This is a genomic window from Neptunitalea chrysea (assembly GCF_027924145.1).
Taxonomy (GTDB): Bacteria; Bacteroidota; Bacteroidia; order Flavobacteriales; family Flavobacteriaceae; genus Neptunitalea; species Neptunitalea chrysea.
This window is the reverse complement of the sequence record NZ_BRVP01000037.1, coordinates 1-18,398: the sequence shown is the minus strand read 5'-3', so window position 1 is coordinate 18,398 and position 18,398 is coordinate 1. Positions and strand designations below refer to the sequence as shown.

General features: G+C 37.6%; 3 protein-coding genes. All 3 read left to right on the top strand.

Translation table 11 applies throughout. From position 1 onward, the window contains the following. Nucleotides 1–371 precede the first annotated feature (371 nt). Nucleotides 372–5,747 (top strand): T9SS type A sorting domain-containing protein, encoded by a 5,376-nt coding sequence (locus tag NBRC110019_RS16210; protein ID WP_281756522.1) that lies wholly within the window; start codon nucleotides 372–374, stop codon nucleotides 5,745–5,747. Between the two features lie 678 nt (nucleotides 5,748–6,425). After that, nucleotides 6,426–12,656 (top strand): fibronectin type III domain-containing protein, encoded by a 6,231-nt coding sequence (locus NBRC110019_RS16205; protein WP_281756521.1) that lies wholly within the window; start codon nucleotides 6,426–6,428, stop codon nucleotides 12,654–12,656. A gap of 211 nt (nucleotides 12,657–12,867) precedes the next feature. Then, nucleotides 12,868–18,398: choice-of-anchor L domain-containing protein (locus NBRC110019_RS16200; RefSeq protein ID WP_281756520.1), on the top strand; the 5,531-nt coding region annotated here is incomplete at its 3' end.

Here is an 18,398-nt window from a genome sequence, read left to right as displayed (position 1 = left end):
AAATGGTTTCCCTTTTTTTGTTTTAACTCTATAACTACACAACAAAGACAAACAACAACACTTAACTAGACTAATAGACATAACAATACCTAATAACACACCTTAAACTTTCTATAAAAAAAGAAGTTAACACTTAATTACTCCCTAAGCTTCACTAAAAAACTTACGGATTTCCTTTTAAAGATTAAAAGAATACCAATCATATTGAATTAATCTAAGTAAAAATGTTTTTAAACTGAATTAAAAACAATAAAACAATTAAAATAAACAATACTCAATAATTATTTAGTTAAGTATATATCAATAATGTAATAGTGTTAAAATTTAGTTATTTTAGCCCTCTCTACAATTAATTTTAATCAAGTTACAAAATGAAAAAAACTACACTATTAATTTTTACATTATTGGTCTGTTCTTTTAGTTTTGCCCAAGTGCTGAACCAATCAGCCAACTGGCCTAATACTAACTGGACACTATCTGGTACGTATAGCAGTACGTACTTAATCTCTGATCCTACAACATCAGCAAACTTTAGTTTTAACGACGATGCTGCAGGATCATCATCTTACAACGATGTTGCAGCCGAATCACCTACCATTGATTTAACTACAGCATACACTGCAGGCGAAACCTGGATTTACTTTACAGCTCCTTACGTATATACAGAATATCCAGGAGCAAGTATTACCGTAGAATACTGGGATGCTGATGCAGCTACTTGGAATACTTGGATTAATCCATTTAATACTTCTACTACAGGAGCTCCTAATTCAGACTTTTGTTCTGGAACTTTTGAAAATCTGGATTCTGACGCTTTAAATATTTATTCGTTTACGGCCACTCAGCTTTCAGGATTTAAATATCGGGTATACTTTGATGACGGCGACGCTTATTCATGGGGATTTTGCTTTAGCTCACCAACCATCTACTCTACAACACCACCTTCTTGCCCCGATCCTTCTCTATTATATGCAGACAATATTAGCTACGATAGTGCCAGTATAGGATGGACAGAAAATGGATCTGCCACCAAGTGGAATGTTCAATATGGAGTATCTCCGTATACTTTTGATCCTGCAGCAGGTTTTGCAACAACTACAAATCCTACAGGATTAACCGCGTTAACAGGAAACACTACTTACGAAGTATACGTACAAGCAGATTGTGGAGGTGGAGACACCAGCAACTGGATAGGACCTATCTATTTTACTACACTTTGTCCTCCAATAACTGCTCCGTATACCGAAGGTTTTGAAAATGGAGGCACCATACCGTCATGTTGGACTCAAGATGCTTCTAATGACGAAGATTGGATTTTTGATACAAATGGTGATCACATCGGTAATTACGGAACTGTCTCAGGAACCACTGCTACAGGTGGATACCTTGCCTATATCGACAACAGTTTACCCCACTACACGGGAATTACCTTAACAACTCCACTAGTAGACATTTCTACATTAACTACTCCAGGTTTATCTTTTTATTTACTATCTGATAATGAAGGATACACCAACGTAGATTTTTCAATAGACTTTTTTGACGGCACTAACTGGAATACGAGCATATACACCAGCAATACAAATAAAACAAGCTGGTCAAAAATATACATCGATTTAAGTAGCTACACTATCTCTGGACCTGTACAGGTTAAATTTATTGTAGATGAAAATAACGGATCTGATTACTATGATGATATTGCTATAGATGATGTTACGTTTGATGAATTACCAGCATGTGTGGAATCTTCAGATATTACCGCTTATGAAGTATTAGACACTACCGCATTAATTTCATTAGTACAAGCAGGAACTGTTAGCGGATGGAATATTGAATATGGTGCTCCAGGATTTACGCAAGGTACCGGAACAACCGTTACCGCAACAGCTATGCCTTATACCTTAGCTAGTTTAACCACTGAAACAGATTATGAATTCTATCTACAAACTGATTGTGGAGGTGGAGATACAAGCGTTTGGCAAGGACCATTTAGCTTTACTACTCTATGTGCCCCATATACGGCTCCTTATACAGAAGATTTTGAAAACGCAGGTGCTATACCTACCTGTTGGTTACAAGGTGCAGACAATACAGAAGATTGGATTTTTGACACAACTGCAGACGCAGTTGGACCAGGAACAAGTACTAGTGGCGGATATTTTGCGTATGTAGATGATAGCTGGCCAGAAGGTACAGGTACAACCTTGTACACTCCTTTAGTAGATGTTTCTACATTAACTTCTCCGGCACTTACCTTCTTCTACAACAATGACAACGACGCCCTAGGCAACGGACAATTCTCTGTTGATTTCTTTGATGGTGCTACATGGCACACAGACGTATTTACAACCAATACAGATACTGCCGGATGGCAATTAACGGCAATAGACCTTACTACATATACTATTACAGGTGCGGTTAGAGCACGCTTTGTGGTAGACGAATTAGGATACTATGAGAATGACATTGCTTTAGATGATGTATCATTTGATGAGTTTCCGTCTTGTTTACCTGCTATGAACCTAACAGCTACTGATGTTTTAACAACTTCAGCTACACTTGACTGGACTACTTTAGGCTCTTCTACAAGCTGGATTATTGAATATGGATATGAAGGATTTACATTAGGAACCGGAACACAGGTGACTACCTCCTCTGCACCATATACTGTAAGTGCATTAGACCCAACAACAGAATACGATTATTACATTTTATCTGATTGTAGTAGTGGTACCAGCGTTTGGGTAGGCCCGTACACCTTTAAAACTACTTGTGCTATATATAACACTCCCTATGTAGAGAATTTTGAAAATGGTGGTGCTATTCCAGATTGTTGGACACAAACATCTGGAAACGCAGAAAATTGGTTATTTACAGACGACACTTCATGGACAAGCATTGGTAATGACGGAATTATTACAGGCTCTACATCAAGCAACGGTTATATGGCGTATGTAGATGATAGTTGGCCAGATAGTGCTTCTACAGGATTAGAAACACCTATGGTAGATGTAAGTGGATTAGCTACTCCTTCTTTAATTTTCTATTTAATTAGTGATAACCAAGGATATACCAACGTAGATTTCTCAGTTGATTTTTATGATGGTGCTGCATGGCACACCGGTATTTACACCAGCAACTCAAATACAAACGGGTGGCAATTAGTTACTATTGACTTAAGTTCCTACTCCATCACAGGTCCCGTACAGGCAAGATTTGTAGTAGCCGAGACAAATGGATCTGATTATTATGATGACGTAGCCATTGATGATGTAGTGTTTGATGAGCTTCCAAACTGCGAAATACCTTCTAACTTTTATGTAGATAACATAACTACCTATAGTGCCGATTTCTTTTGGACAGAAAACGGAAGTGCTTCAAACTGGAATATTGAATGGGGACCAACAGGATTTACTCAAGGTACAGGTACCTTAATAAACACTGCAGATAATCCAATTACTATTGAAGACTTTGTAGCAGGTACAGAATATGATATTTATGTTCAAGCTGATTGTGGCTCCTCTACTAGTTTATGGGTAGGACCACTTACGTTTACTACACAGTGTAATCCGTTTGGTGATTTCGTAGAAACTTTTGATACAACAGCAACAGGCGACATTCCGTTATGCTGGTCTAAAATAGAAGACACCACCAGCATCTATGCGTATGTAGAAATAGAGAGCTGGACACCGAATTCTTCGCCTAACAACTTAACTATGTACAATTCGGATGATATCAATGCTGGTTTATATTTAATAACACCAAAATTAACCGATTTGCCTAACGGAACGCACAGAGCTAAGTTTTTTGCACAAGGATCTTCTTGGGCTACCTACTCTATTGAAGTTGGTACCATGAGTGACTATACAGATCCAACTACATTTACCCCTGTTACTACCATAGACTTAACAGGAACATATACACAATACACAGTTGACTTTGATACACCAACTACCGACTCGTATGTTGCTATTAAACATGCAAGTACGGCGACTTATCAAACTATTTATATAGATGATTTTATTTGGACAGCAATACCAACCACAGCTCCTGCCTGCGCAACAAATGTTCTGGCTACGCCAGATCCTTCATGTGGTAATTACAACAGTGAAATCGCATGGGATTTAAGTACCGATGCAGATGGTTATTATTTAAGTGTAGGTACAACCTCTGGAGGAACAGACGTTCTAAGTAATGTTGATCTTGGCTACACAAATGGTTATACATTACCTGGTGATTTTAACACCACTTATTATTACACGGTAACACCTTATAACTCATTCGGAATGGCAACAGGATGTACTGAGTATAGTTTTACAACTGCAACTAATGGATGCTACTGTATTTCTGTTCCTACCTCAGTAGACGGACAAGGAATAACAGATGTTGTTATTGATTCTACACCATTTACAAACGATGGTTCTACTTATAACGATTTTACAGCTACAGTAGTAACCATGTATGCAGATATATTGAACAATGTTCAAATTACATACGACGCAAATTCATATTCATATAACACAGGTATTTATATTGACTTTGATGATGATTACAACTTTGAAACCGGTGAAAATGTTTTCTTAGGTGCCTCCGCAGCTGCAGCACCAACCACATTAGACGCTTCATTTGTAATGCCTGCTGGCGCAAGCGGACAGCATCTTATGCGTATTAATGGCGTTTGGTCTAACAGCTCAGACCCTTGTTATAATGATTCGTATGGAGTTACCTTAGACTTTATGGTAGACATTACTGCTGCATCATGTACACCAGTTGCAATAGGCAGCACAAGTATTACCCACGATTGTTCTGCAAGTAGCTTTACAGTAGATGTAGATGTTACAGCATTAGGAGACGGAACACCATCTATAACAGACGGAACAACTACTTGGCCGCTATCATCAACAGGTATTGCAACAGTAGGCCCATTCCCTTACGGAACCGATGTAACTCTTACTGCTTTACACGGTGTAACAGATATTTGTAACACTCCGGTAGGCACATTCTCATACGATGTTTGCCCTCCTACTAATGATGATCTTTGCGGAGCTATTTCATTACCTTTAGTAACTCCTGCCACTGTTGGAAATGTAACAGGATCTGATTACACAACCGAAGGTTCTACCTCGCAAACAGATGAACCTATGCCAAGCTGTTTCCAAGATGGATTAAACGGATCGGTATGGTTTAGTTTTGTAGCACCTAATGATGGTGCAGTACAAGTAACTACCGACTATACCGGAGGTACTTCTACCGATACAGAAATTGCTGTATACAGCGCTAGCGGAGTTAACTGTTTAAACCTAAACACCCTAGGAACACCAGTAGGATGTGACCAAGACAGTGGTACAAATGAAGGATGGAATTCTATTATTAATTTTAATGATTTTGAAAACCCTTTATTAATAGCAGGTGAAACGTACTATGTACAAGTAGATAGTTATGGAGATTCTTCTATTGGTTCTTTTTCTATTGAAGTTATAGACTTACCAACAGCAAGTACAGAATTTTTTGATAACACCAACTTTAGATATTACCCTAACCCGGTGAATAACAATATATTGAATTTAAATTCTGAACAAACTATAAACGCCGTAAACGTTAGTAATGTTCTAGGACAAACCGTAATGAAGCTTGTACCTAACACGTTAAACTATGTAGTAGACATGACAGAACTATCGTCTGGAACTTACTTTGTAGAAGTACAAATTGGGGATACCGCTAAAACGGTAAAAATTATTAAAGAGTAAACTGTTTCGAGACGAGTCTCGGTGCATTTAATCTCAATTATTGAGTAAAAAAATTAGATATCTTTAATAAAGAAGGCTGCTTTTGTAAAAGCAGCCTTCTTATATTTATAAGACAAAAATTCTACACTTTTAAAGAAACCGCACCTCTATTTTTATACGAAAAAGTAAAGAATACTCATTCTAAATTTTAAAATAAATTGTTATAAATACAACAATTACAACATTTTTATAAACAAACAAAGTCCTTGTAATTGCAAACCAACACCATCACAACATCTTACAAATAGGCAAATGAAATATTTGGGTTAAAACATTTTTAAAGATCATTATAAGCAGCAAAAACATAAGTGATTAAAAAACAATAGATTAAACTATTGACAATTAATTAACACATTAGAAACACATACTTAAAAAAGGTTAAAATATAAGTTAAAAACCATTTTTTAACACATTTTAACTTACCGTCTATACAGAATTTAAACCCCAAAAAGTATGTTATTTACTATTTCAACACATGAAAATAATTGTAAAAAGCAATTAATTAACATATAAAAAACGAGAAAACATTTTGATAACACTATCAAAATCACAACCAAAAGCCAATGCATCACTAAAAACCCCTATGATTTTAACATTATATTTAGTTATATTTGGGCAGACATATAAATAAATTAATAAATGAAAAAAACTACTTTACTGATTTTTATGATCCTCTTTAGTGCACTGAGTTTTGCTCAGACACTAAACGAATCAGGAAATTGGCCGAATACCAACTGGACCCTTACGGGTGCATACGATTCGACCTACCTGTATTCCGACCCCACAACATCCTCCAACTTTAGTTTTGATGATGACAATGCTGGTTCTGGCTCTAATAACGATGTTGCCGCAGAATCACCCGTAACTGACTTAACAGCAGCTTACACCGCAGGTGAGACATGGATTTATTTTACCGCGCCTTATGTGTACCAACAATATACTGGGTCTTCGCTTACGGTTGAATATTGGGATGCTGATGCTGCCGCATGGGTATCTTGGATTGCCCCATTTAACACCTCTACTACGGGTGCACCTTTCAGTGACTATTGTACGGGTACGTTTGAAAACTTAGACTCTGAAGCCCTTAACATTGCTAGTTTTACAACTACGCAGCTTACAGGATTTAAATACAGAGTTTATTATGACGATGGTGATGCTTATGCATACGGTTTTTGCTTAAGCTCTCCAACTATTACTTCTGCTACACCTCCAACTTGCCCTGATCCATCTGATCTAGTGGTTAACTTTGTTGGTGCCGACTCTGCTATTATAGGATGGACAGAAAATGGTTCTGCAACTAAGTGGAATTTAGATTATGGGGTGTCTCCTTATACTCAAGGAACAAACACCGCTGTTGCTTACACTACAAACCCTGCTACTGTTAATGCTTTAACACCAAACACTACATATGAGCTTTATGTTCAGGCTGACTGTGGTGGTGGTGATACTTCTGCATGGATTGGTCCAATTACCTTTACCACTGCATGTGCTGCTCAGGTTGCACCTTACACCGAAGGTTTTGAAAACGGTGGAAGTATTCCTTCTTGTTGGGAACAAGGTGATGCTAACGGTGAAGACTGGGTTTTCGCTACAAGTGGTGGTCACATAGGTAACGGGGGAACTATCTCCGGTGCTACTGTAACAGGTAATTATTTTGCATATGTAGACGATAGTGCTACACACAACACTGGCACAACTTTACTAACACCATTCGTAGATGTATCTGCCTTAACTACTCCTGCATTATCTTTCTATATGATTTCTGATAATGAAGGATACACAAATGTGGATTTTTCTGTAGACTTCTATGATGGTGCTACTTGGAATACCGCTATATATACTAGTAACACTAACAAAACTAGTTGGACAAAAATATACCTAGATTTAAGTGGTTACACTATTTCAGGTGCTGTACAAGTTAGATTTATAATAGACGAAAATAACGGTAGTGATTTCTATGATGATGTTGCTATTGACGATGTTTCATTCGACGAATTACCTCCTTGTTTAGATCCTACTGATTTAGTAGCTACCTCAATTTCTGATACAGAAGCTACAGTTTCAGTTACTCAAACTGGTACTTACAGTGGGTTTACTTTAGAATACGGACCTGCAGGGTTTACTTTAGGAACAGGTACTCAAGTAACTGTTACTTCTTTCCCTTATACGATTACAAATTTAACGGAACAAACAGATTACGAATTTTACGTACAAACTGATTGTGGTGGTGGTGATACTAGTAACTGGTCTGCAGTAGCTGGTACATTCACAACAATTTGTTCTCCGATAGTTGCTCCATATACGGAACCATTTAGTTCATCTATACCTACGTGTTGGGCACAAGGTGATGCTAATGGAGAGAACTGGATTTTCTCTACCACTGGTGGTCACGTAGGTAATGCAGGTACCCTTTCTGGCAACACTGCTTCAGATAACTACTTTGCTTATGTAGACGATAGTGCTACACACAACACTGGCACAACTTTACTAACACCGTTAGTAGATGTTTCTGCCTTAACTACTCCTGCATTATCTTTCTACATGATTTCTGATAATGAAGGATACACAAATGTAGATTTTTCTGTAGACCTCTATGATGGTGCTACTTGGAATACCGCTATATATACTAGCAACACTAACAAAACTAGTTGGACAAAAATATACCTAGATTTAAGTGGTTACACTATTTCGGGTGCTGTACAAGTTAGATTCATAATAGACGAAAACAACGGTAGTGATTTCTATGATGATCTAGCTATTGACGATGTTTCATTTGACGAATTACCAACTTGTATCGAGCCATTTGATGTAATGGTAGATAGCTATTCAGATACTACAGCTACAATTTCTCTTTTACAAACAGGAACAGCTGCTGGATACAATGTTGAATATGGTACTCCTGGATTTACGCAAGGTACTGGTACATCTATTGCTGTTACAGGTAATCCATTTTCTATTACTTCTTTAGCTCAAGATACCGACTACGAATTCTATGTACAGGCTGACTGTGGTGGTGGTGATACTTCTATATGGGTTGGTCCATATAGCTTTACTACCCTTTGTTCTGCAGTTGCTGCTCCATACTATACAGATTTTGAAAACTCTGGTAGTTTACCAACTTGTTGGAGACAAGGAGATAGTAATAGTGAAGACTGGGTATTTAGTACATCTGCTAGCTATGTAGATGCAGGAAGCCCAAGTGAAGGTTACTTTGCTTATGTAGATGATAGTTCTCCTAACAATACAGCAACAACTTTATATTCTCCATTATTTGACGTTTCTACATTAACAACTCCATCTTTATATTTCTATTTATTTAGCGATAACGATACGGATGCTAACGTTGATTTTTCTGTAGACGTATTTGATGGTACAACTTGGACAGATGATGTATATACACTTTCTACAGATGTTACAGGATGGCAATATACTTTAGTTGACCTTTCTTCTTATGTAACAGCTGGGGTTGTTCAGGTTCGTTTTGTTGTTGATGAAAACAACGGAACTGTAATAACTAATGACTTCGCTATTGACGATGTTTATATAGATGAGTTACCAACATGTCCTCCGGTAATGTCATTAGCAGCTGCAAACGCAACTGGTTATGATGTTGAGCTTTCTTGGACTCAACTTGGTACTGAAAGCGCATGGTATGTAGAATATGGCCCTGTAGGATTTACACAAGGTACAGGTACTGTTGTTCCTGCTGGTTCTAATCCATTCACATTAAATAGTCTTAGCCCTGCTACAGATTACGAATACTATGTATATGCTGATTGTACTGCTACTAGTGAAACTAGTTTTATTACAGGGCCTGGTACATTTACAACAGAGTGTGTTGTTTACGGTACTCCTTACCATGAAGACTTTGAAAATGCAGGTACTATACCAAACTGTTGGACTCAGGGTGCTAGTAACTCTGAAGACTGGAATTTTGCGACAGGAAGTACGGGATATGTAGGTGACAATGGTACTATTACTGGAAATACATTAAGTAACAACTATTATGCATGGTTTGATGCTAGTTCTACTAGTTCTGATACACAATTAATTTCTCCTCAAGTAGATATCTCAGGTTTAGCAACTCCTTCTTTAAGTTTCTATATTATTAGTAATGCACAAGGAGGTGATAATGTAGACTTCTCTGTAGATTTATTTGATGGTACTAGCTGGATTACTGATATATACACGAGTAACTCAGATACAAATGGATGGGAACTTGTTTCTATCGATTTAAGCACTTACACTATTACAGGTCCTGTACAAGCAAGATTTGTTGTAGATGATCCATATTCTACTTTCTTAGATGACATTGCTGTTGATGACGTTATGTTTGATGAGTTACCAACTTGTGATGTTCCTTCGGACTTAGCTGTAGACGATACTTCTATTAGTACGTTTGCTGCTTCATTTACTTGGACAGAAAACGGTACTGCCGAAGTTTGGACATTAGAATATGGCCCAACAGGATTTACTCCTGGTACAGGTACAATGGTTACCGTTTATGACAATGTTAACGGTGCACTTATAGAAGATTTCTTAGATGGTACTACCTATGATGTATATGTTTATGCAGACTGTTTCTCTTCTACAAGTTTATCATATGGCCCTGTAACATTTACTACGCTATGTTTACCTAAAGTTGCTCCTTACTCAAACGGGTTTGAAGCTGGTGGAGATATTCCTCCATGTTGGTCTCAGGGAGATGCCAATGGTGAAGATTGGGTTTTCGCAACTTCAGGTGGCCACGTAGGTAGCGCAGGTACTCTTTCTGGTTCTACAATTACTAATAACTACTTTGCGTATGTAGATGATAGTTCTACACACAACGTAGGTACTACATTATATACTCCTTTTGTTGATGTTTCTGCTTTAACAAATCCGGTATTATATTTCTACATGATTAGTGATAATGAAGGTAATACTAACGTAGATTTCTCTGTAGATTTCTTCGATGGTACTACTTGGCATGATGATGTATTCGTTAGTAATACAGATAAAACAAATTGGACTAAAATTACAATCGCATTATCTGGTTATACAATCACAGGTCCTGTACAAGCAAGATTTGTAGTTGATGAAAATAATGGAGCTGATTTTTATGATGACGTTGCTATTGATGACGTTACATTTGACGAAGGTACAACAACACCTCCAACAACATGCCCTGCTAACGTAATGGCTACTGTAGACCCATCTTGTGGTAACGAAGCTACTACTATTACTTGGGATGCGGTAACAGATGCTGACGGATATTACATTTCTATGGGTACTACTGCTGGTGGTACAGATATATTAGACATGGTTGATATGTATAACTCTACCACATATAACTTTGTTGGCTTAGTAGGAACTACGTATTACTATACCATTACTCCTTATAACGCAGCAGGTGCTAGTACTGGTTGCACAGAGTACATGTTTACAACATCAACAACAGGTTGTTACTGTGATTCTAATCCTACAAGTAATGATGGTAATGGTATTACTAACATTACGCTAGGAGCTAACAGTTATACTGTACCTGATGTTACATATCACGATTTAACAGCGTCTACTGTTACGCAATTTGCTACTGGTGCAGATGCATCTACATTTGTAACTTTTGAAACAGGCTATACATACGATATGCATATTTGGATTGATTTTGATGATAATTACATCTTTGAAAACGATGAAATAGTATTCACCGGTGAATCATCAAACGCTTATCCAACCACTTATGATGCAACCTATTCTATGCCTACTTTAACTGACGGTGCTGTATTAGGACTACACAGAATGAGACTTGGTTCTGCAGATACTGGTCAGAGTACAGCAAACCCATGTTATAGTGGTAGTTATGGTGTAACTGTAGACTTTACAGTAGATATTGTTGCTTTAACGTGTTCTCCTTTAGTTGCTACAACTAATCTTGTTGTAGATTGTGCTTCAAGTACATATACTATTGATATTGATGTTACTGACTTAGGTGATGGTACTCCTACTATTACAGATGGCGTTAACACATACCCTGTAACAACTACAGGTATTATAACAGCAGGTCCATATGCTTTCGGAACAAATGTTACACTAAATGCTATACATGGCTCAAACAGTACTTGTAATTTTAACTTAGGTGCATTTGGGTACGACATGTGTCCACCGGCTAACGATGATTTATGTAATGCTATTCCATTAACCGTTGTAGATGCCTCAACTTCAGGTAACGTTACGGGTACCGATTACACTACGGAAGCATCTACTTCTCAAACTGACGAACCACTACCATCTTGTTTCAACTCAGGATTAAACGGTTCAGTTTGGTTTAGCTTTATTGCTCCTTCATCTGGTGAGGTACAAGTAACAACAGATTACACTGGTGGCTCTTCTCAAGATACTGAGATTGCTGTTTATGCTGCTAACGGTGTTACATGTTCAGACTTGTCTACTTTAGGTAGTACTCTAGGATGTGACCAAGATGGTGGTACTAACCAAACCTGGAACTCTATTATTAACTTTGATGGTTCAACTAACGCCTTATTAACTGGTGGTGAAATGTACTACATACAAGTTGATAGTTATGCAGATGATTCGCAAGGGTCGTTCTCTATTGAGGTTATCGATCTTAACCCAACTGCTACAGAAAACTTTAACAATGTAAGCTTCTCTTATTACCCTAACCCGGTTAATAACAATCAACTTACAGTAAGCTCTCAAGATATTATTAGCAATGTAAACGTTACTAACATGCTAGGACAAACTATTATGAGGTTAGCTCCTAACACAACTAACTACGTTGTTAACATGTCTCAACTAGCTTCTGGTACGTACTTCGTTGAAGTATTTATTGGCGATGCTTCTAAGACAGTTAAGATTATCAAAGAATAATTTTTACAATAAATTCTTTATTACCTAAAAGGGTTGGCAATTGCCAACCCTTTTTTTATTGTCATTACAAAAAGATATTTTTAATATTTTTGTTATTTTACTATAAATTAACAAGGAAAAACCGCTATAATTTTACAATACATCATGTTATTTAACAGTTTATTATAAAAAAAAAGATATTTTTGTTTTTACCAATTATTATTATTTTTTTATGAAAAAAACTACTACGTATTTACTTCTCCTAATGTTTCTATGTATGTTATCTGGGACCACTCAGGTGTTGCAAGAGCAAGCCAACTGGCCTAATACATCTTGGAACATTTCAGGAAGTTATTTTGTAAGCGCCGGATTATTTGAAGCCAATCCGCTTATTAATCCGAATTTCTCGTACGACGATTATGCTTCAGGAGCCAGTATCCCGAATCAAATTGGTACTGAATCACCTGTTATTGACCTTACTCCCGCATTTACAGCAGGGGAAAACCTTATTTATGTTGAAACCTCCTATGTTTATAACAAAGCAACAGGAGACCAACTTACGTTAGAATATTATGATGCCGACTTAGGCTCATGGGTTATTTGGCACACGTTTTCATCTGATACACCAAGTGCTCCAACAGACAACTACTGTTCAGGAACCTATGTAGATTTTCAATCGGCTAATTTAAATATTGAAAATTTTTCTGCTAATCAGTTAAGTAATTTCCAATACCGATTCTATTTTAACGATAACAATACTTGGGCATACGGATTTTGTATTGGTAGTCCAACAATCTATTCTGACATTCCTCCTGCATGTCCTGATCCTTCAGGCCTTACTGTTGAATCTTACACCGACACTACTGTAACCCTATCTTGGACTCAGGGAAGTTCAGAATCCAGCTGGGAAGTTGCCGTAGTAACAACAGGAAACGGAACACCAACTACAGCAGGTACACCAGCGCTTACCAATTCAAACTTTGAATACTCCGCCTTAAGCCCAACAACTACCTATGACGTATATATACGCGCAAATTGTAGTGGAGCATACAGTAACTGGATTGGCCCAGTAACATTCACAACCGATGATTGGATCCCCTCACCTCCAACAGGTGTTACTTGTTCAGGAACAAATTCTACTATTGTATTCCAAGAAGAATTTATTAATGACTCAGGATGGACAGGAGATATTAATTCAGGTAATGGTAGCTGGGAAATTCCAAATGATTCCGGTACTGTAGGTACAGGTCCTTCATCAGCTTATAGTGGATCTTCCTTTATGAATTTTGAAGCTTCGGGTACCAATACAACAGGAAGGATTGTTTCACCAGAAATAGACTTAACAAATGCCACAGGCGAAACTGAACTTGCTTTTTATATGCATGCATATGGCTCAGGTATGGGAACTCTAGAAGTAGGTATTGGAACTAGCCAAACGGGGCCTTTTACCAATATTATGAGTTGGAGTGGTCAATACCAAACATATGCAAGTGAAGATTGGTTACCTATTGGTTTAGATATTACAGCTTATATAGGGCAACCTATTTTTATAGAATTTAAACAAACTCCTACAGGTAACCCTTATGGAGACATGTCAATAGATGCATTAACCGTAGAAGCTTGTGGAAACTTTTGTTCCGCACCTGCTAACTTTTCTATAACCGACATTACACAAACTTCTGTAGATTTCAACTGGACCCCAGGCGGAACAGAAAGTGCATGGGAATACATGGTGCAACCTTCCGGCGCTGGAGATCCTACAACCAACGGCACCGAAACTTTAGCAACTTCTGTAAACAATTACGGTGGTTTATCTCCTAACACAGAATATGAAATTTACGTAAGAAGTAAGTGCGACACCAACTTCTATAGTAATTGGATTGGTCCGTATACGTTTACAACAGATTTTCAAACAGATTATACGGTAAATTGTTCTGTAGGTCCTACCAATATTAATTATTGTTATGAAAACGATACTACCATCCTGTTTAATTTTACAGCATCAGACCCTGCCGCTTTTTTAGAAGTGGTCTTTAATGATGGTACTATTTACACCAGCGGCGACCTTATTACCATTTATGATTATGACGGTACTTCTCAATTATACCAAGGCTCTGGTGATTTAACGGGGCTTACCGCAACTGCTAATGGAAATCAACTATTTATAGAAATAACATCTAACAGCACCATAAGTTGTGCATCTGGAGAAGTTCCAAACTCTTTAGATTTTGATGTAAGTTGTTTAACATGTCTTTCTCCAGAGGCGTCTTATACTGTAATTAGTGATTGCTCTGTGTCTCAAGATTATACCATAGAGGTAGATTTATCAAGCATGGGAAGCGCATCTTCATTAACCATTACAGATGATTATGGAAGTACACCACAAATTGCCACAGCTATAGGAACCTATACTTTTGGCCCTTATGTTAGCGGAACCAGTGTAGTGTACACTATCTCAAATGCAGATCATCCAGAATGTAATATTACCAGCACCTCTTTATTACAAAACGACTGCCCTCCTATGATAGTATCTACCTATACGTATACTGTAGAAGAATTGATTACAGATGTACTTATTAACACAGCATGTTCAGATGCTTATAATATTTCATGGTCTACAGGTACCAATTTCGGTAGCGAGAACGGAATAGGATATTTTTCAGGTGCTTATAATTTTCCTTTACAAGAAGGAATTATTTTAACTTCAGGGAATGCATCGAGTGTTGTTGGACCTAACAACTCTATAATTAGTAGCGGAACTAATGCATGGCCCGGAGATGCGGACCTAGAAGCTATATCTAATGCAGGTTCAGGGATGAATGCCTCCTATATAGAATTTGACTTTATACCGCAAGTAGAGCATATTAGTTTTGATTATATTTTTGCGTCAGAAGAATATACATCCAACTATGAATGTAACTACTCTGATATATTTGCTTTTATCTTAACAGATCAGAACGGTATTGCAACCAATTTAGCGGTGGTACCCGGCACAAACATACCGGTAACCGTGGTAAATGTTCATGGAGGTATTGGAACTTGCGGCCCAGCAAATGCCGATTATTTTGATACGTATAACGCATTCGGACAAGGTGAAATTGACTTTAATGGGCAAACCGTTGTATTAACAGCTGAAAGCGATGTAATACCAGGGCAAACCTATCACCTAAAATTGGCTATACAAGATGATGGAGATAACTTATTTGATTCTGCTGTATTCTTAGGGTCTCAAACATTAAACCTAGGTTTTTGTCCGCCAGATAACAATTTTATTTGTAGTGCCACCGAGTTAACAACCTTACCGATTACTTCTGCCGGTTCTGTAGATGGAACTACCTATACATTATTAACCGCATTTGGTCAAAACAATGAACCAGTAGGTTCTTGTTATACTGCTGGTTTAGATGCTACTATTTGGTTTGAATTTACAGCCCCACCAACAGGAGAAGTTTTAATAAACACCTATATGCCTACAGGAGCTACTACCAATGCAGAGTTTGCTGTGTATGAAGCTAACGGTACTTTTGATTGTACTGATATTACAACCCTTGGAAATGAAGTGGGTTGTGCTTCGGGCAACACCTCATTAAACTTAAATGGAGCAAACGCATTAACTCCCGGAGAAACCTACTATATTCAAGTAAATAATCCTGGTGATGCCTTAGATACCTTTGGTATTGAAGTACTATACTACGATTGTACATTAACATCCTACACCCAACCTACTATAGTTCCAGACTGTACCAACGATCAATTTTATATTACACTTGACGTTACAGATTTAGGAAATGGTACTCCGGTACTTACAGACGGAACCAATACCTATAATGTCTCTATAGGTTCTATACAAATAGGTCCTTACGCTAATGGTACTACTGTAGACTTAACCATGCTACACGGATTAGTTTCTGATTGTGATATAAATATGGGATCGTTCTACTACGCTTGTCCTCCAGACTGTACTACCAACGTAACATTAACAGAAGACAGTAGCTGTGGCAATTACCCTATTGATATTACTTGGGATAGTGTAGCGTTTGCAGATGGATATTACCTTACGATAGGTACCACTTCTGGGGGTACAAACGTACTAGACAATTTAGATGTAGGAAATATTACATCTTACGAATTAACTGATGTTAATACTGCCACAACTTACTATGTTACCTTAACACCATATACCGTTGGTGGTAGTGCTACCGGATGTCCGGAATACACAGTAACTACAAATAGTACTACCTGCTATTGTGAATCTATCCCAACCTCTAACGACGCTGCTGGTATTACACAATTAGATATTGAAGGTAGTGTATTTGCTATTCCGGATGTTACCAATTATGAAATAACAACTCCGGTAAGTCTATACCAAGGAGCATCTTCTGTGGCTAATATTACGTTTGCTACCGGTGTAACTTACAATACTAATATTTGGATTGACTTTAATGATGATTATGTATTTGATACTAGTGAACTAGTTTACTCTGGTGAATCTACCGATGCTAACCCTACTATTTTAAATGCTTCAATGTATATACCTGATGGTACTCTTGGGCAACATCGTATGCGTATAGGTACTGCTGATACAGGACAAGCAACTCCCGACCCTTGTTATAGCGGTTCTGAAGGAGTAACTATTGATGTAATGGTAGCTATTATTCCGATTCCTTGTAGCGCTGCTTCATTTGGTACTACTAACATAACTCCCGATTGTGATAACAATCAATATTTCGTAGATGTATTTATAACCGGACTAGGAAACGGAACACCAGCTATTACAGATGGTACAACAACATGGCCGGTAAACAATACAGGTGCAATGCAAGTAGGCCCATTTGCAGATGCTTCATCTGTAAACCTTACTCTAGAACACGGTACAGATATTACTTGTGATGTAGATATGGGCACATTTACATATACATGTCCGTTTATTTGTACGCCAACAACATACAATACTATTGCAGTAAATGCAGATTGTAACAATACACAGTTCTATGTAGATATTGATATTACTGACCTTGGTAACGGAACACCTACTATAACAGACGGAACAACTACTTGGAATGTAACTAGTACAGGTATGATGCAAGTAGGGCCATTTGCAGACGCTTCATCTGTAGACCTTACTCTAGAACACGGTATTGATAGTGTTTGTGATATTGATTTAGGAACCTTTACACATACTTGCTGTATACCTGCTGCCTATAGTGCGGCTACAGTAACAGAAGATTGTTCTAATATGGTATTCTATATAGATATTGATATAACCGCTTTAGGTAACGGTACTCCAAGTATCACCAACGGATCGGCTACATGGCCGGTAACCGCTCTGGGAACTATGCAATTAGGACCATTTGCTTATACCACTACTATCGATTTAACTTTGCAACACGGAACTGATAGTACCTGTGATGTTGACATGGGTAGTTACTCGTACAACTGTTCATTAGCTTGTACCCCTATTACATATAATAACGCTACTGTTACTGAAGATTGTGTGAATTCTGAATATTATGTTGATATTGACATAACAGGACTTGGTACAGAAACTTCTGCTGTAAGTGACGGAACCAACACCTGGCCTATAACCACAACCGGAACAATGCAAGTAGGACCATTTGCTACAGGCACTACTGCTAATTTAACCATTGTGAATAATAGTGACAGTAACTGTAATGTATCACTTGGAACTTACACCTATACATGTCCGTTTGTGTGTAGCCCAGCTGCATATGCAACAGCTATGATTAGTGAAGATTGTACAAA